General features: G+C 37.9%; 16 protein-coding genes. All 16 read right to left on the bottom strand.

Annotation, left to right across the window (positions count from 1 at the left end):
- Window positions 1–635: 635 nt before the first annotated feature.
- Entirely contained in the window at window positions 636–1,070 is a 435-nt protein-coding gene (locus B0B05_RS11550) for a heme-binding domain-containing protein (RefSeq protein ID WP_076783795.1), read from the bottom strand.
- Window positions 1,067–2,719 carry an Ig-like domain-containing domain gene (locus B0B05_RS11545; protein WP_173786372.1) on the bottom strand — a complete coding sequence of 551 codons (1,653 nt, stop codon included), beginning with the start codon at window positions 2,717–2,719 and terminating at the stop codon, window positions 1,067–1,069. The genes B0B05_RS11550 and B0B05_RS11545 overlap by 4 nt, the downstream gene beginning before the upstream one ends.
- Window positions 2,720–2,949: 230 nt before the next feature.
- On the bottom strand, window positions 2,950–4,110 hold the full coding sequence (locus B0B05_RS11540; RefSeq protein WP_076783793.1) for a GlmU family protein: 1,161 nt from the start codon (window positions 4,108–4,110) through the stop codon (window positions 2,950–2,952).
- A 155-nt stretch (window positions 4,111–4,265) separates the two neighbouring features.
- Window positions 4,266–4,517, bottom strand: a complete 252-nt coding sequence (locus B0B05_RS11535; protein ID WP_076783792.1) for a type B 50S ribosomal protein L31 — start codon at window positions 4,515–4,517, stop codon at window positions 4,266–4,268.
- A 119-nt stretch (window positions 4,518–4,636) separates the two neighbouring features.
- Window positions 4,637–5,392 (bottom strand): enoyl-CoA hydratase/isomerase family protein, encoded by a 756-nt coding sequence (locus tag B0B05_RS11530; RefSeq protein ID WP_076783791.1) that lies wholly within the window; start codon window positions 5,390–5,392, stop codon window positions 4,637–4,639.
- Between the two features lie 230 nt (window positions 5,393–5,622).
- The gene (gene paaZ / locus B0B05_RS11525) at window positions 5,623–7,668 is read right to left on the bottom strand and encodes a phenylacetic acid degradation bifunctional protein PaaZ (RefSeq protein WP_076783790.1); all 2,046 of its coding nucleotides are present in this window, start codon (window positions 7,666–7,668) and stop codon (window positions 5,623–5,625) included.
- 93 nt (window positions 7,669–7,761) lie between these two features.
- Window positions 7,762–8,967 carry a 3-oxoadipyl-CoA thiolase gene (pcaF, locus tag B0B05_RS11520; RefSeq protein ID WP_076783797.1) on the bottom strand — a complete coding sequence of 402 codons (1,206 nt, stop codon included), beginning with the start codon at window positions 8,965–8,967 and terminating at the stop codon, window positions 7,762–7,764.
- A 148-nt stretch (window positions 8,968–9,115) separates the two neighbouring features.
- Entirely contained in the window at window positions 9,116–9,493 is a 378-nt protein-coding gene (locus tag B0B05_RS11515) for a GxxExxY protein (RefSeq protein ID WP_076783789.1), read from the bottom strand.
- 87 nt (window positions 9,494–9,580) lie between these two features.
- Entirely contained in the window at window positions 9,581–10,735 is a 1,155-nt protein-coding gene (locus tag B0B05_RS11510) for a 3-hydroxyacyl-CoA dehydrogenase NAD-binding domain-containing protein (protein WP_076783788.1), read from the bottom strand.
- Window positions 10,736–10,880: 145 nt separating this feature from the next.
- Entirely contained in the window at window positions 10,881–11,366 is a 486-nt protein-coding gene (gene paaD, locus B0B05_RS11505; RefSeq protein ID WP_076783787.1) for a 1,2-phenylacetyl-CoA epoxidase subunit PaaD, read from the bottom strand.
- 132 nt (window positions 11,367–11,498) lie between these two features.
- Window positions 11,499–12,263, bottom strand: coding sequence for a 1,2-phenylacetyl-CoA epoxidase subunit PaaC (gene paaC, locus B0B05_RS11500; RefSeq protein WP_076783786.1), 765 nt, complete (start codon window positions 12,261–12,263; stop codon window positions 11,499–11,501).
- Window positions 12,264–12,554: 291 nt separating this feature from the next.
- Window positions 12,555–12,842 (bottom strand): 1,2-phenylacetyl-CoA epoxidase subunit PaaB, encoded by a 288-nt coding sequence (paaB, locus tag B0B05_RS11495; protein ID WP_076783785.1) that lies wholly within the window; start codon window positions 12,840–12,842, stop codon window positions 12,555–12,557.
- A gap of 212 nt (window positions 12,843–13,054) precedes the next feature.
- A complete protein-coding gene (gene paaA / locus B0B05_RS11490; RefSeq protein ID WP_076783784.1) occupies window positions 13,055–14,014 on the bottom strand; it encodes a 1,2-phenylacetyl-CoA epoxidase subunit PaaA in 960 nt (319 codons plus the stop codon).
- A gap of 234 nt (window positions 14,015–14,248) precedes the next feature.
- Window positions 14,249–15,331: a 1,2-phenylacetyl-CoA epoxidase subunit PaaE gene (paaE, locus tag B0B05_RS11485; protein WP_076783783.1), complete on the bottom strand. Its 1,083-nt coding sequence runs from the start codon at window positions 15,329–15,331 to the stop codon at window positions 14,249–14,251.
- Window positions 15,332–15,422: 91 nt separating this feature from the next.
- Entirely contained in the window at window positions 15,423–16,022 is a 600-nt protein-coding gene (locus B0B05_RS11480; protein ID WP_076783782.1) for a TetR/AcrR family transcriptional regulator, read from the bottom strand.
- A 245-nt stretch (window positions 16,023–16,267) separates the two neighbouring features.
- The gene (locus B0B05_RS11475) at window positions 16,268–18,349 is read right to left on the bottom strand and encodes an alpha-ketoacid dehydrogenase subunit alpha/beta (protein ID WP_076783781.1); all 2,082 of its coding nucleotides are present in this window, start codon (window positions 18,347–18,349) and stop codon (window positions 16,268–16,270) included.
- Window positions 18,350–18,477: the final 128 nt, after the last annotated feature.

Genomic DNA, 18,477 nt, shown 5'->3' with positions numbered 1-18,477 from the left:
GTTTGTTTGTCCTTATACTCAATATCAATTAAATTGACGCTTTGGTTTTTTTTCCTTACTTGGTTGTTATATGTTATGTCAATGAACTTCGTTCTTTTCGCTTCCTCAGGATTCTTAATCTGTCATCTTGTTCCTGATTTGCGAGTGCAAAAGTAAAAAGTTTTTCCGAATCTACCAAAACTTTTTTAAAGTTTTTTTTCGTTACCTCGAAAATCGTTTTGAACTATCCTACCCTTCTCCTGCGCTCCCCCTTCTCTCGAATTGGGACTGCAAATGTAAGTGCTTTTTTATTAACAGCCAAAAATTTTGAAACTTATTTTTGAAGTTTTATTTTAAAACCCTAAATACTTTTTCTAATCCTATTAACTGCTCTTCTGCGCTACTCATCACTTCTGATTTGCGGGTGCAAAAGTACACCCTTTTTTCAACCTCACAAACTTTTTTACGATTCTTTCTCATCGCATTACTTAAGTCGCTGAATGATAAAGGAATTATTTTATCTAGATATAACAGGAAATTCTGAAATTAGAAAAATAGCTGAATTATAAAACAAGGAATGAATTGATCTGTATTTCAAATTTTTGAAATAATTAAGACTGTAATATTCTTAACATAGAAAGAATTAACAACTCATCTTACTTTAGAGTTGAAAAATAATTCTCCAGATCTGTTCTTTGCTTTGTTGTAAGATTGGCTTCGGGATGGTAATTAATATAAGAGCCTAAGGGCATCTCAAGATTTTTTACACTGATTATACTCTTCTCAATTGCATTTTGCTTAAGATCTCTATTATAATTTCCCCATTCAGAAAAATTAAGGTGTTCTCTGCCTTGATTTACATGATCTTTGAGTGTCCAGGAAATTGGTGCCACATAGGCATATTTTGGATATCTGGTCTCGTTGGAGTGGCAATCGTAGCAGGCATTCTTTAAAATAGCCCTTATATTCTGCGGCGTTTTGTAGATATCGACAAAATTATTTCTAGCATCAACAGGTTTATTATCTCTGTCTACAGGTATAAATTGAATGGCAGTAAAAATTACCGCAATCCATAAGATTACTTTTTTCAATTGACTGGCTGTTCTTCTTTAGTTAAATCCCAATTTTCATTAATCTCCCACATTGGCCGGATATTAATCTTACTCATTATATCTTTATCACCTGCTTTTCTAAAAAGAAAGGCATCTTCTGACAAAGTCTCCGTTGCAAAATCCGCACTGTCCCAATAACCGTTCTCATTATTATCAACCAATATTCTTAACTTGTAGGAACCGGGCCTTATATTGGTAAATTTTATCAGTGTCTGATTACCATATTGCTGATATTCAGTTTCATTTTTATCATTAAGAAGCTGAATCCAAAATTTTTGAGACGGAGCGTTGACAAGATGCGCTGTAAAACTACCAAACTCATCAGCTTTCATGGCCTGGAAATCAAAACGAACGCTTTCGCTCAACTTGCTGTAAAAAGAAAGGACTGTGTTTTTCGGTACTGTCAACTGGTATTTTTTACCAGGAACAAAAGTGGACTTAATGATGACCTGTGTAGAATCAAGCTCCGATATTCTAGCTGTGAAACTTTGAGAAATGCTATCCGATTCCAGTTTCCAGTTTTCGGGTTGTATTTTATTAATTATATAATTAGAAGAAAATCTAAAATCAGTTTCCGGAGCTAACTTATTACTGAAAGGATTCGCAATCGTCATATCATCTTTGGCCGGCTTTTTATAAAAAACAGACATTGTATCCTGTTTTGCTCCTGTATCATAAGAAAATTTCAGGTTTTCGCTGACTGTTAAACCAATATTTTCTTTGGTTGCATCAAACCAAATCCTGGCTGAATCTGACTTTAGCTTATGCGTTACTTTATAGTCTGCAGGTTTTTCTCCCACTGCTTTTACAACTACTTTATCAGGATTTCCTTCAAAGACCATCGCTACGCCGCCAGGAGCAACAGCCATCTCTTTATATTTCACCAGTTTTTTGGAAGGATAAATACGTAATTTAACGCCAGAGATACTGCTATCCAAAACTATTGGTGTTTTCTGGAAGGCTACACTTTCTTTGCCTGTATCATAGATAGAATTGCTGTTCTCATCATCAAAACCGATAATTCTGTATTTGCCAGGCGTCAAGTAATTCAATTCAAAATAACCATCCGGATCTGCCTTAGTAATATAATAAGGTTTTTGACGATAATCCATCGTATCTTTTACCTGATAAAGACCAACTACCAGATTTTTTTCTTTGCCTTCGGAATTTTTCTCATTTCCCAAAGCGTCTGCAACGGTCCCGCTGATGTAGAGATCATCAATCTTAGAACCTGTGGAAAATGCAAAATTAAAATAAGGCAAGGCATTACCCTCATTAAGGTCGACAACAGAATTCCCAAAATTGAAATTATAAGTGGTATTGGCCTGCAATGTATCTTTCCACTGGATCTGCAGGTACTTGTTACCGGTGGAAGACGGGATTATCTTAGAATATTTTATCGGTGGTGAAATAATAAGATTCTTGCTGACGTCTTTCAGTGTAATGTACTCATCAAAATCAATCCGGAGTTCTTTGATATCTCTTGGGACATTGATTCTTGTCGTATCTATATTAGAACCGATCATTTTTGGAGGGATGGTGTCTTTGTTACCACCAACAGGCGATCCCACTCTGGCACAACTCACCAAAACCGACAATGCAAAAAGCCACAGAAGAAAATGCTTCATTATTATATATAGATGTTAGAAGTTAGATTTTAGAAGTTAGCCCAAAATCTTAATCAGCAAAAATAAGGAAACTTTGATAATAAGTTGAGACAAATAATTACTGGCTACTTGTCTTTTACCAACCCAGCTGCAGCCCGACTTGAACGGTTATCCTTTTTGCGAGAGGCTATGCCGAGCAAAAAGATAGTAGTGGAAGGCGGAAATTGCTGCCAAAAAAAATGAGCTCTACATTAGAACTCATTATATATATGTTTCAAAATATTTTTGTCTTCGTTGGTTAACGGCACTTTTCTGCGTTCCATCGCTTTTTCTGCCACTTCATAAGATTTATCGAGACGAAATTTGATATCACCTTTCGCCCCACCCCAGGAGAAATTCTCCACCAAATTAGGCGGAAAACCCGCTTTAAAAATATTGGCCGCAACCCCTACAACGGTTCCTGTGTTCAACTGTGTATTAATAGCCGTCTTGGAATGATCTCCCATAATCAACCCACAAAACTGAAGCCCGGTATCCAGAAAACTTTTTTTTCTGTAATTCCAAAGCTTGACGGATGCATAATTATTTTTGAGATTAGATGAATTGGTATCTGCGCCGAGATTGCACCATTCTCCGATTACCGAATTGCCGACAAAACCATCGTGTCCTTTATTAGAGTAACCGAAAACCACCAGATTGTTGACCTCGCCACCCACTTTTGAATGTGGGCCAATCGTCGTTCCGCCATAGACTTTGGCACCAAGATTAATTTTAGAATCTTCACATAGTGCTAAAGAACCTCGGATATTGGAACCTTCCATAATTTCGGCATTCTTACCAATGTATATTTTTCCGGAATTACAGTTCAAGGTACAAAATTCGATACTGGCACCTTCTTCAATAAACAAATTGAGCGGATCTCCTATAAATCCATTGGTCGGCGACAATTCCTGAGAATCCCTGCCTGTGGTGATCAGTTTGAAGTCAAAATTTATCGCTTTATCATTGTAAGAGAAAATATCGGTAGGCTTCTCAACAAAACACAACTTTTCTGTAATGTCCGTCATTTTATTAATCTGGTTGAGAGAAAAATTTTCCATATTGATGTTAGCCGCAATTACTTCGTTCTCATAAACCAAGGCTTCGCCGGGTTGCAAATCTTTGATCTGTTGCAAAACTTCATCCGAAGGAAAAAAATTGGGGACAATAAAAAGACTCTGTTTGGGTTCTGGTTTTCTGAATTTATCCTGAAGATAATTTTCGGTGATGTAAAAAACCTCATTAATACCGAGAAGTTTTTGCCATCTTTCTGCGAAAGTCAGGATCCCCATACGTATCTCTGCGACAGGCCTTGTGAATGTTAGCGGAAGAAAATCTTCCCAATATTGTGCGTCTGAAAATACAAGCTGCATTTTTTAGATGTTAGATGTTAGACTTAAGATGTTAGACAAAAGTGCTTGAAATCTAATTCTTCACTTCCAGAGTCTAATATCTATCTTTAGCAAAATTAACAAAAAAACCTCTCGGAAATCCGAAAGGTTTTGATATTTGTAAAAATAGGCTAAGATTACTTAGCGAATTTTTTGTATTTGTTCATAAACTTATCAACTCTACCGGCAGTATCTACCAATTTGGTTTTACCTGTGTAGAAAGGGTGAGAAGTAGAAGAGATCTCCATTTTGATCAAAGGATATTCAGTTCCTTCGTACTCGATGGTGTCTTTGGTTTCAGCTGTAGATTTGCAAAGAAAAACTTCGTCGTTACTCATATCTTTGAAAACTACTAATCTATAATTTTCTGGGTGTATGCCTTGTTTCATTTTCAGAATTTTTAAAATAATTATTAAAATATGAGCTCAGGACGTAATGGATCCACTCTGCTCTGGTTTTGGTCTGCAAAAATAATAATAATTTTTTATTCTGCAAATTTTATTAGCAATTACTTCTTCTTAAACTGATTGATCGCATTGACAGTGAACTCAGAAAGCACCAATTGCCCACTGACAGCAGCACGTTCTGTCAAGAGCTGATCCCAATCATCCGTGCCTTTCCAGAAGACTTCTTTCAGTTTTGTCATCGCGTCCTGACTGGATTGGGCTAATTTTTCTGCTAACAGATTAATTTCCGCATCCATCTCTTCAGGCGTTTCGTAAACATCCTGATACATACTTTTTTCCTGCGCCCATTCTGCGGAATAAAATTCGGTGGCATTAATGGCTAATTGTGCAAAAGACGAAGTCCCAATTTTTCTTTCTACAACCGGACCGATCACAAATGGCCCAATCCCGACAGCCAGTTCGCTGAGCTTTACCGATGCATTTTCTGTCGCAAACGTATAATCTGCTGCGCAGGCAATCCCAACTCCGCCGCCAACTGCTTTTCCGTGGATTCTGGCAATAATTAGTTTTGGAGAATTTCTCATTGCATTAATGACATTCGCAAAACCGGAAAAGAATGTTTTTCCAGTTTCGAAATCCTTGATGGAAATCAATTCGTCAAAAGATGCGCCTGCACAAAAGGCTTTTACGCCTGCGCTTTTTAGAATAATAACTTTCGCATTGTCATTTTTTCCGAGGTTATTGATTTCTTCTACCAGATTTTTGAGTTGGGAGCTCGGCATCGAGTTGCTCTGAGGATGAAAAAACTCAATAGTTCCGATTCCGTTTTCTATGGTTGATTTTACGTAAGCTTCCATTTGGTTTATAATATTTGTAACGCAAAGTGCGCAAAGTTTTTTAACTACTAACTGCTTTTAAGTTCACAAATCAAAGATTCATCGATTCCTTTAAAATCAATAAAAACATTGAGATAAAGGCGTAAACTCAGCCAAAAAAATAAGTCTTTAAAATTACGAACAATTCCATAGTAATTAAAAAATATCGAATCACAATCTTTTATCTTTATGCTTTTCTCTTGTTTCTTGATTTATTCTTGATTCAGTTTCTTTACCATTGTAAGAATGGTTGCTATTGCCACCGTTTCTCCGGTTTGGTCATAAACATCAACCAGCCAACGGACAATTCCTTTTGCTATATCCTCTTCATCCCGTTTTTCCTGACCGGTTTTTTCTTTGCAGGTAAACTTCACACCAATTGTCATTCCGGGATAAACGGGTTTCACAAAACGACATTCGTCTAGACCGTAATTCAGTAAAACAGGACCTTTTCTCGCATCAACAAACAAACCTGCAGCTTTACTTAGTATGAAATATCCGTGTGCAACTCGTCCTTCGAAGATTGTTCCTTCCAAGGACGTTGCATCCATATGCGCATAGAAATTATCGCCGGAAACATTCGCAAAATTAGTAATATCAGATTCTGTAACCGTATGTTTTGCTGTGATATAAGTTTCACCGATTTTCAGTTCTTCAAAATGTTTTCTGAATGGATGAATATTGTCCTCAACCTGCTTTCCGCCATATTGATATTGTTGCGTGATGTGTGTCAAAGTCGTTGGCGAACCTTGGATTGCCGTGCGTTGCATATAATGAAGAACGCCGCGTTTTCCGCCCATTTCTTCGCCGCCACCAGCTCTTCCCGGACCACCGTGAATCAGCATTGGCAAAGGCGAACCGTGACCTGTGCTTTCTTTCGCACAATCGGAATTCAGGATTAAAATCCGTCCGTGCATCGAAGCTGCCCCGATGACGAAATCCCTCGCAAAATCATCATCAGCTGTCACAACCGAACAACAAAGCGAGCCTTTTCCCATTCTCGCAAGCTCAATCGCTTCTTCCAAATTATTGTAAGGGATAATTGTACTTACCGGTCCGAAAGCTTCGATATTATGACAATCTGTATATTTAAACGGGTCTGAATTAAGGAATAAAATCGGAGAAATGAATGCGCCTTTGTTTTTGTCCGCACCTTTCACTTCAAAATCATCCAATTTTCCGAAAACGATTTCCTGCGTTTTGGATAATTCCTGAACTTTTTCGGAAACTTCTTTCACTTGGTCTTTATTTGCCAAAGCGCCCATTCTCACACCTTCAACATTTGGATCTCCGATGATAACTGTCGAAAGTCTTTGTCCAAGAGCAATCTGAACATCCTCGACCAAATTTGTTGGAACCAACAATCGTCTGACTGCTGTACATTTCTGTCCAGCTTTGGTCGTCATCTCGCGTGTTGCTTCTTTGATGAACAAATCAAATTCCGCAGTCCCGGGTTTTGCATCTTCTCCTAAAACCATTGCATTCAGTGAATCTGCCTCCAGATTAAAAGGCACTGATTCTTCAACAATTTTCGGATGTGCTTTCAGCATTTTTCCTGTAGAAGCTGAACCTGTGAATGTCACAACATCTTCCATTGTCACATTATCCAGAATTCCATTGGCTGAACCGCAAATCAACTGTAAACTTCCTTCAGGTAAAATTTGTGAAGCAATGATTTCTTTAACCACAACTTCTGCCAAAAAACTTGTTGCTGTAGCAGGTTTTACAATTGCCGGAACACCTGCCAAAAGATTGACCGCAATTTTCTCCAACATTCCCCAAACGGGAAAATTAAACGCATTAATATGAATCGCAACACCACGTTTAGGAGTACAAATATGATGTCCGATGAATGTTCCTTCTTTCGAAAGCTTCACTGCATCGCCATCTATATAATAAGGTAAGTCCGGAAATTGTCTTCTTAATGAAGCATTCGAAAAGAGATTCCCGATTCCACCTTCAATATCAACCCAACTGTCAGCTTTGGTCGCGCCGGTTGCCCAACTGACTTTATAGAAAATATCTTTCTTTTCCATCAGATGAAAAGCGAGTTTCTTCAACATCAAACCTCTTTCCTGAAATGTTAGTTTTCTAAGAGCCGAACCGCCGACTTTTCTGGCATAATCCATCATTTCGCCAAAATCCAAACCTTTGGTTGTTGCCGTTGCTACCAATTCGCCATTGATAGAATTATATAAAGCCTGCCCTTCTCCTTCACCTTTTACCCATCTTCCGAGCGCGTAATTTTCTAGTTGCATAATTTTAATTTTTTAGACTTGGAGATAATAGACGGATAGATGATAGACCTCAAATTGTCTATTTTCTATTCGTCTATTATATATTTGTCTTATTTAAACTTTCTCAATAATCACCGCAAAACCTTGTCCCAAACCAACACACATTGTTGCCAACGCATATTTTTTATTTTGATTCTGTAATTCATACATTGCGGAATTCAGGATTCTAGCGCCACTCATTCCAAGTGGATGTCCAAGGGCAATTGCACCACCGTTGGGATTGATTCTGGAATCATTATCATCCAATCCCCAAGCTCTGATGCAAGCTAAACTCTGTGCAGCAAAAGCTTCATTCAATTCAATAACATCCAAATCATCAAAGGTTAATCCTGCTTTTTGCAATGCCAATTCAGTTGCTTTTACAGGTCCGATTCCCATCAACCTTGGTTCAACGCCAACAACTGCACTGCTGACAATTCTTGCTTTTGGTGTTAATCCAAATTCTTTAATCGCATTTTCCGAAGCTAACAAATTGACCGCTGCGCCGTCATTCAATCCAGAAGCGTTTCCTGCTGTGACTGTTCCATCTTTTCGGAAAGCGGTTTTCAATTTTGACAATCCTTCCAAAGTTGTATCGTTCTTAGGAAATTCATCTTTGTCAAAAATCAAATCTTCCCCTTTTCTTTGAGGAATATTAACAGGAACAATTTCTTGAGACAATCTTCCATTTTCCTGTGCAACTTTAGCTTTTTGCTGAGAGTAATAAGCAAACAAATCCTGGTCTTCTCTGGAAATTTGGTCACGTTCAGCCAAGTTTTCAGCTGTTTCCCCCATTGCATCCACACCATACATTTCTTTCATTTTCGGATTGATGAACCGCCAACCGAAAGTTGTATCATAGATTTTCACATCGCCGCCAAAAGGATTTTCGGATTTTGAAATGACCAATGGCCCGCGTGTCATATTTTCAACACCGCCAGAAATGATCAAATCTGCATCACCAACTTGAATTGCTCTCGAAGCATTAATAGCCGCTGACAAACCAGAAGCGCAAAGTCTATTAACTGTTTCGCCGGGAACGTGATAATCCAACCCGGAAAGCAAAGCCGACATTCTTGCGATATTTCGATTGTCCTCACCTGCTTGGTTAGCACAACCTAAAACGACATCGTAGATTTTGCTTTGATCGATGTTCGGATTTCTTTCCAATAGTTTTTTGATGACATAAGCCGCCATATCATCGGGACGAACGGAAGATAAGCTACCTTTCAGTTTTCCGATTGGCGTTCGGATGCCATCTATTATATATACTTGATTCATAATTTTATCGCAAAGGCGCATTTTGTTTTATATATGTTATGCTTAAAGTCGCAAAAAAGACTGTCGTCTATTTTTTTCCCAAAGATTTACTTTATTCAAATTTTTTGTGTTTTAAGTCAAAAATTGAGAACGTGATATATAATTCGAATCATAAATTATTTACGATTCGTTTCACACTATCTTTATAAAAATCAGTTCTGAAATTGATTAACAACCCAAGTTTACATCCTGTCATTTTCAAATATGTAAGGATTTGGGCTTTATGAATATCATTCAGCGCATCAACTGTTTTTATTTCCAGAATTAACTTGTTTTCTATTAATAAATCTATCTTGTATGCATTTTCTATTCTTAAATCGTCATAAATAATTGGTAGATATTTTTGTCTCTCAACTTGTAAGCCTGCTTTTTTTATATCGTGAAATAAACATTCCTCATAAACATTTTCAAATAATCCTGCTCCAAGCTTTTTGTAAATTTTATATCCTAAATCAACAACGATTTTTGCCAATTCATTTTCATTCATTTGTGTTGTATTTTTTAAATTAATTGGGAAATTTGCGACTTAAAGCAATGCAATTTTCTCTAATATTTTCCGCCTTTGCGTTTAAATTTAATAGAATTTTCTGTTTTGTTTTACCAAGTTTCTGATAATCGGGCTGCATCTGTAACGGTCTTCGTGGTAAAAATTATAAAGCTGGTCCAATTCTTTTTCAAGATTTTCTAAACCGAATTCGTCTGCCCATTTTAATAATCCTTTCGGATAATTCACGCCTTTTGTCATTGCCAAATCGATATCTTCTGCTGAGGCTATATTTAAGAAGTAAGCATCTGCGGCTTCGTTCATCAACATTACCAAGATTCTTTTAAAAATCGATTCTAATAATTCCAGATTCTCGTTTGGTTTTGGTTGTTCAGCATTTCGACCGTAATCATAAAACCCTTTTCCAGACTTTCTTCCAAAATATCCTGCTTCAAATAATCTTTTTTGTGTGAATGATGGTTTGAACTTCGGGTCGTAGAAGAATTCTTTGAAGATACTTTCCGTCACTCTATAATTGACATCGTGACCGATAAAATCCATCAATTGAAACGGTCCCATTTTGAAACCACCCAAACTCGTCATTGCAAAATCAATAGTTGCGCAATCTGCAATGCCTTCTTCCAGAATCCGAATCGCTTCGCCGTAAAATGGTCTTGCTACACGGTTTACGATAAAGCCGGGTGTATCTTTTGCAATAACGGGAATTTTTTTCCAGCTTTCTACTAAATTTTTCGTTTTTGAAACCAAATCTTTATCCGTCTGAACAGCAGGAATAATCTCAACCAAAGACATCAAAGGCGCCGGATTGAAAAAATGAATCCCAATCACTCGTTCTGGTTTCTGGCAAGCTGATGCAATGGACGCAACTGATAAAGATGACGTATTGGTTGTCAAAATACAATTTTCGGAAACCAAATTTTCAAGCTTTTGGAACAAATCTTTTTTGATTTCCAAATCTTCGATAATCGCTTCGATAATTAATTCTGAATCTTTTAATTCTGATAATTGATCACTCAAACGAATATTATCAAAATAAGTTTCAGCTTCTTCGTAAGTAAGCTTTCCTTTCTCAGCCAGTTTTTGAAACTGGACTTCAAGTTTTTGTCCGGCTTTTTCTACGGCAATGGGATTGCTGTCGTACAACAAAACCTCGTTTCCTGCCGTTGCCAAAACCTGTGCAATGCCGCTTCCCATTGCTCCGCTACCGACTATTCCTATTTTCATTTTCTAATATTTTAAAGCAAAGAGCGCAAAGATTTTTTTACGACAAACTGTTTTTAAGTTCGCAAAGGCGTTAGCACTCAGCGAAGAAATATTTATTTGTTTTAGTCTAAATCAAACGACTGTCAACTAATAACCATCAACCAAATTAATGACATTTAAAATAATCAAAAGGCTCTTTGCAATCATCGCATTGGTATAATGCTTTGCAGGCTGTGGAGCCGAACTGACTAACCAAATGTGTATATTTTGAACCGCAAAGCGGACATTCGACCTCATCTGTTTTTGAAAATAATTCATCGCTATTTTTTGAGTAAACAGGTGGAGCAATGCCGTAAGCTTTCAGTTTTTGTTTTCCTTCTTCCGTCATCCAATCGGTGGTCCAAGCCGGACTTAGTCGATTAGTTAATTTAATATTATTAAAACCTTTTTCAATCAGTTTCATTCTTATAGCCATATTAATCATCGATGTTGCGGGACAACCGGAATAAGTTGGCGTTACTATAACTTCGATTTCATCTTCATTAAGGTTCACATCGCGGATAATTCCCAAATCCAAAAGATTGAGAACGGGAACTTCCGGGTCGGGAACTTCTTTTAGGATTTGCCAGATATGTTCTTCTGTGATTGTCATTTTTTGTTTTTATCGCAAAGGCGCAAATAATTTTGATTAATTCGAAGTTTTAAGTCGCAAAGATGGACGCTTCTATTTTTGCGACTTTTAGCATTTTTTTATTCAATACTCTTGTGCCTTTGCGTTATAACTTTACCATTCCATATTAGGATAAGTGCGCTGCATCATCTGCATTTCTGCCAAGATGTAACCCATTTTTTCGGTGTGCTTTCCGTCTTTACCACCTGTCAGTTTTCTTGATTTGTCGAAGTCGATGGACAATGTGGCTTCGTTCAGGATTTCCAGAATCTTGGTTTCCCATTTTGTTCTAAATGTTCTGATATCCGGGATTTTTCCTTCTTCAATCAATGATAATTCCCAGCTGTTTGGAATGAACAGTTCGTCTGTAAAATCAACCAAATGATTGACTGATTTCTGAATTTTTTCGTGACTTTCTTCTGTTCCGTCACCCAATCGAATCACCCACTCACTGCTCCATTTCAGATGATAAGTGACTTCTTTCAAAGACTTCTCAGCAATGGAAGCCAATTTCAAATCGGAATGATTCTTCAGTTCTGTCAATAACAGATGATGATATTCATCGAAGAAAAACTGCCTTGCAATTGTATCTCCAAAATGCCCGTTATCTCTTTCCACTAAAAGCAGATTCTTAAATTCTCTCTCATTTCTCAGGAAAGCCAAATCGTCTTCTGTTTTCCCTTCATTTTGAATCTCGGCGGCGTATTGATAATAGTTGGAAGATTCTCCCAACAAATCCAAAGCAATATTGGACATTGCGATATCCTGTTCCAGGACTGGTCCTTTCCCACACCATTCGCATAAACGTTGCCCTAGAATGAGGCTTGTATCTGCGAGATGCAGGAGATAATTGAGCCAGTTGTTTTTATTATTTTCCATTTATTTTTGAACGCAAAGTGCGAAGATTTTTATTTATTATACCGTTTTTAGGTCCGCAAAGACGTAAAACTCATCAAAGAATTAAACTTTAAACTTTTCTTTGTCATTCCGTAGGAATTTAAACTTACCTGCCGAGATTCCTACGGAATGACAAACATTATGTTTTATTATAAATGTTGTTTTATCTCGAATCTGCAGCCCGACTTGAGCGGAAATCCTTTTTTTGTGTGGCAAAAGCTGGGCAAAAAAGATTGAGAGCGGAAGGCGGATTAAGCTGCCCTAATAATCATATTACATATTTTTGACTTCTTCCGGAACGTGGTAAAACGTTGGATGACGGTAAATCTTATCTTCCGAAGGTTCATAAAACGCTTCGGAATCATCAGGATTGGTAGCGTGGATATGCTTGGATTCTACAACCCAAATACTGACACCTTCCATCCTTCTTGTATAAACATCGCGAGCATTTTGGATTGCCATTTCCGCATCAGCAGCGTGAAGACTGCCTACGTGTTTATGGTCAAGACCTTGTCTGCTCCTGATAAAAACCTCCCAAAGTGGCCATTCTGTATTTTGCATAATATTTCAGATTAGAGACAGATAGATGAGAGATAATAGACTTTAATCTATCTGTTTTTTATTGTTGATTTTATCGCAAAGGCGCAATATTCTTTTCTTTTATTTTGTTGTAAGTGGCAAAGATGGACACTTCGACAGGCTCAGTGTGACATCTCTAATACTAACCGTTGCAATGAAAACGTGTCAGTCTGAGCTTGTCGAAGACTTTATACTTAAACTGTTTTTCTGTTTTGTTCTTCTCTTAATTTTCTTTTTTCGTGATAAGCGGTTGCGGCTTCTCTTACCCAAGCGCCGTCGTCGAAGGCTTTTTTGCGGGTTTCGATTCTTTCTTTGCTGCAAAGCCCGTTTCCTTTAACGACTTTCCAAAACTCATCCCAATCGATTTCTCCGAATTCATAATGCCCGGTTTCTTCATTGAATTTCAAATCCGGGTCAGGAATCGTCAGTCCCAGATATTCTGCCTGTGGAACGGAAACATCTACAAAACGCTGTCTCAATTCGTCATTAGTGAAGCGTTTGATTCGCCATTTCATTGATTGTTCTGTATTTCCGGAATCGGCATCTTTTGGCCCGAACATCATCAGAGTCGGCCACCACCAACGGTTGAACGCATCCTGCGCCATTGCTTTCTGCTCCGGCGAACCTTGAGCCAATTTCATCATCAGCTCGTAACCTTGTCTCTGGTGGAAACTTTCTTCCTTGCAAATCCGAACCATCGCTCTGGCATAAGGTCCGTACGATGCTCGGCAAAGTGGCACTTGATTCAGAATTGCTGCGCCATCTACCAACCAACCGATTACGCCCATATCTGCCCAAGTCAAGGTTGGATAGTTGAAAATACTGGAATATTTGGCTTTTCCGGAATGCAAATCGTTGATGGTTTCATCTCTTGTAACACCCAAAGTTTCGGCAGCACAATAGAGATACAGTCCGTGTCCGGCCTCGTCCTGAACTTTTGCCAACAAGATTTTTTTTCGGTTCAAAGTTGGGGCACGTGTTATCCAATTCGCTTCTGGCAACATCCCAACAATCTCGGAATGGGCGTGCTGAGAAATCTGACGAACCAAAGTTTTTCTGTATGCGTCTGGCATCCAGTCTTTTGGCTCGATACGGATTTCGTTGTCTATCTTATTCTGAAAATGTTCTTCTAAATTGATTTCTGTTGTTTCCATTTTCTTTTATTTTATACAATGATTTCAAAATTTCTTTCAACACTTGAGTTCTCTGGTTTTAACCACAAAGTCACATAAGAGAACAAAAGATTTAAAATCTTCGATTTATCAATGCCGCTTCTATTGTGTTGAATCTGCAGCCCGGCCTGAGTGGAGCTCATTTTTTGCGGCGGGAAAAGCTTGGCAAAAAAATAGCGGGAATGGAGGACGGATTAAGCTGCCATAATTATTTAATTACTTAATATCAAAATTAACCACAACTTCTTCTGAACGTGGATGCGCCTGGCAAGAAAGGATAAATCCTGCGGCAATCTCGTCCGGTTCCAAAGAATAATTAATGTCCATCACGACTTCGCCTTTTTCCAATTTACATTTGCAAGTCGCACAAACACCACCTTTGCAGGCGTAAGGTAAGTCGGCTCCGTTTTGTAATGCGGCGTCCAAAATGGTTGGGCCGTGGTAAGCTAAATCCAACTTCAAAGCTGTTGCATCTAATTTTACGGTAACTTTACTGAAATTGTCATCGGATCTATTGACCGCCGATTCGTGCTCTTTTTTCTTTTCTGCCGAAGCCGCACTGAAAAATAATTCAAAATGAATTTTCTTCGCTTCAACTCCTGAATTGATTAAAGTATCTCTCACACTCAGAATCATTTCTTCCGGTCCGCAAAGGAAAACCTCATCGATTTTCTCAGCCGGAATGATGTTCTTAATAAAAGATTCTGCTTTTTCGGAATTGATTCTTCCGCTTAACAAATCTGCATAGGCAACTTCACGACTGAAAATGTGATAAATGCTCAATCGTTCCATAAAACGGTTTTTCAAAGCTTCGATTTCTTCTTTGAAAATAATTGTTCCTTTATTTTTGTTTCCGTAAATCAAAATAAACTGACTTTGTGGTTCGTTTTTCAAAACGGATTTGATAATCGAAATAATCGGCGTAATTCCGCTTCCTGCGGCAAAAGCTACATATGTTTTTTTATTTTCGGGATTAAGTTCTGTGTAGAATTTTCCCATCGGAGGCATTACTTCAAGAACGTCGCCTTCCTTCAGATTTTCATTCATAAAAGAAGAAAACAAGCCTTCGGGAACTTTTTTGACGGCGACTTTTAATTCGCCTTCACACGGACTTGCGCAAATCGAATAAGAACGACGCAGTTCTTGCTCGCCATTCATTTGTCGGAATGTCAAATATTGTCCTTGCGTGAATTTGAATTGTTCCGATAATTCCGCAGGAACATCAAAACTCACAGAAACACAATCTGGTGTTTCTTTCTTGACTTTTTTTACTCGTAAATGGTGAAAAACTACTGACATTTATTTTTAAACGCAAAGTGCGCAAAGTTTTTTTGATTAACTATATGTTTTTAAGTCCGCAAAGCCGCTTACGCTTAGCTAAAATTTGAATTTAATTATTTAAGCCGTTCATTAATAATGTTTTCAAATCTTCTTCCAGTTCTTGTGGTGTGATTTCTCGGCTTGGTTTGTACCATAATTCTATCCAACGGATTGAAGATAACATTGTGAACAATGCCACAGAAACATTCATTTTTTTGAATTCTCCGTTTTCCATTCCTTTTTCTATGATATTGGCGAAGCTTTTTTCATAAGATTTTCGAATTTGTTTGTATTGATTTTTCTTCTCTTCGGAAAGGTATTTCCAATCGTTATTCGCTACAGAAACCGAAGCCGAATCTTCGATAATCAACTGAACGTGAAGTCCGATAATTGCTCTCAGTTTTTCCTGAAAATTTTGGTTCGTATTTTCGATTTCCTGAAGCTGAGAAATATATTGGTTGGCAATTTTGAAACATATCAATTCCAGAATTTCGTCTTTGGATTTGATGTGGTTGTACATACTTGCCGCTTCCATTCCCACTTTTTCAGCGAGGTCGCGCATACTGGTTCCGCCGAATCCTTTCTCTTTGAAAAGTTTGGCGGCTTCTGCTAAAATCAATTCTTTTTTATTGATTTTTATTTTTTTATCTGTGGATAAATCTAATTCCATTTTAAATAATCATATTTTTTGAACGCAAAGTCCGCAAAGTTTTTTTGATATTATTGAAAATATTTTTAAGGTTCGCAAAGGCGCTTACGCTCAGCTAAGATTTTTTAAAACCACAAAAGCTATATTTATTTTTTAAGTCTTTTGAAAGTCCAAAAAAGAGAAAATGGCTTAAAAGTTATCTTTTTTGATCTTTTGTAAACTTATTTTTAAACTTCCTTTTGTGACTGTTGTGGTTTAATCAATTTTTAATATTTCAACAATTGTTCTATTTCTTTAATTAATTTTTCTGTGTTTGGCAGCATTTCTTTCTCCAATTCAGAATTGATGGGTATTGCAGGCAAATCTTTTGCACCAACTACTTTTACCGGAGCGTCCAAATGTCTGAAACAATTTTCACTGATTCTTGCTGCCAGACTTTGCGCAAAACTGTTATTGACAGGTTCTTCTGTCAAAACGATACAACGGTTATGTTTTTTCACACTTTCGAAAACTCTGTTTTCATCCAGAGGAGCGAGTGTTCTCAAATCTATAATTTCGATTTGATTATCAAATTCTTTCGCAGCATTGGAAGCCCAATAAACGCCCATTCCGTAAGTAATGATTGTGATTGTTGGTTTGTCCTGACGATTGTCGCAAAGCAAAACTTCTCGCGCTTTCCCGAACGGAATAATGTAATCTTCGTCCGGTTCGACGGTTTTTGCAGCTTCTGTTCCTTCGATTTTTGACCAATAAAGACCTTTGTGCTCCAACATCACAACCGGATTCGGGTCGTAGAAAGCAGCTTTCATCAAACCTTTCAAATCTGCACCCGTGGAAGGATAAGCGATTTTGATTCCTTTGATATTCGTCAAAACACTTTCCACAGAGCTGGAATGGTAAGGTCCGCCGCTTCCGTAAGCGCCAATCGGAACTCTGAGAATCATCGAAACCGGCCATTTTCCATTGGATAAATAATAGCTTCTGGAAACTTCGGTAAATAATTGATTCAGACCTGGCCAAATGTAATCTGCGAATTGAACTTCAACAATCGGTTTCAGTCCGACTGCGCTCATTCCGACCGTCGAACCGACAATAAACGCCTCCTGGATTGGTGTATTGAAAACCCTTTTCTCACCAAACTGCGCTGCCAAAGTAATCGCTTCTCGGAAAACGCCGCCTAATCTCAACCCAACATCCTGGCCATATAATAAAGCTTCCGGATGTTTTTGCATCAATTCTCTAATCGCGAATAATGCGCAATCCACCATTACTGTAGGGATTTTTCCTTTCGGTTCGCGTTCGCCTTTTTCTTCCGTAACCGGTGTTGGTGCAAAATCGAAATTATAAACGTCTTCAGGTTTTGGGTCTTCTGCAAGAATTGCATTTTCAAAATCAGTTCTTACCAGATTCTGAACTTCTTTTTCAATCGATTCAACTTCTGAATCTTCTATACTAAATTCTGAAAGTTTATTTCTAAGTTTTACTAACGGGTCATTCTTCGCACATTCTTCCAAATCGTCTCGATACCATTCTTTTCTAACGCCGGAAGTATGATGATTGAGCAACGGAACTTTTGCGTGAACGAGCATTGGTCGGCGTTCTTCACGAATGATTTTGATGCATTCTTTGACGGTTTCGTAAGACTTTATAAAATCGGTTCCGTCGATGGTTTTGGTTCCGATGCCGTTGAAGCCCCGCATATATTCTGTAATATCCTGCGCACGGATTTCTTTTGCATTGGCAGAAATATCCCATTCGTTGTCCTGAACGAGATAAAGAATTGGTAATTGTTTCAGTGCTGCCATTTGAAACGCTTCGGAAACTTCGCCTTCTGTACAGCTTGCATCGCCGAGCGAACAAACTGCAATTGGCTTCTGTTCAAGATTCTTACCAATTCCTGTTTCTTCCTTATACTTCATTCCCATTGCAATTCCTGTTGTTGGAATGGCTTGCATTCCCGTTCCGGAACTTTGATGAATCATTTTCGGAAAATCGTCTCTTCGCAAACTTGGATGCGCGTAGTAAGTTCTTCCGCCGGAAAAAGGGTCGTCTCGTTTCGCTAAAAGTTGGAGCATCAATTCGTAAGGCGTCAATCCAACGCCCAATAAAATCGAATCATCTCTATAATAAGGACTCACGAAATCCTGTGGCAACAACTGCATTCCTAAAGCCAGCTGAATAGCCTCGTGACCCCTAGAAGTAGCGTGAACATATTTTGAAGTGATCTTTTTTTCCTGCTCAAATAAATCGGTCATTGTTTTTGCTGTAAACATCAGGCGATATGCCGATTTGAGTAAGTCAGTCAGGTTGGTTTCTTTGTTTAAAAAATGTTTCTCGGTAATTTCCATATTTAAACATTTGATATTCAAATGATTATTTTCAATATTTATCAATCGAATGGGATTAATACAAACTTACACTTTTTTATCTAACTAACAAATGTTAGTTAGTTTTTATGGCGTAAAGTTGGTAGGCC

Source organism: Epilithonimonas bovis DSM 19482, assembly GCF_900108115.1.
GTDB classification, from domain to species: domain Bacteria; phylum Bacteroidota; class Bacteroidia; order Flavobacteriales; family Weeksellaceae; genus Epilithonimonas; species Epilithonimonas bovis.
The sequence above is the reverse complement of the archived record's forward strand: the minus strand, read 5'-3'. Positions and strand labels throughout refer to the sequence as shown.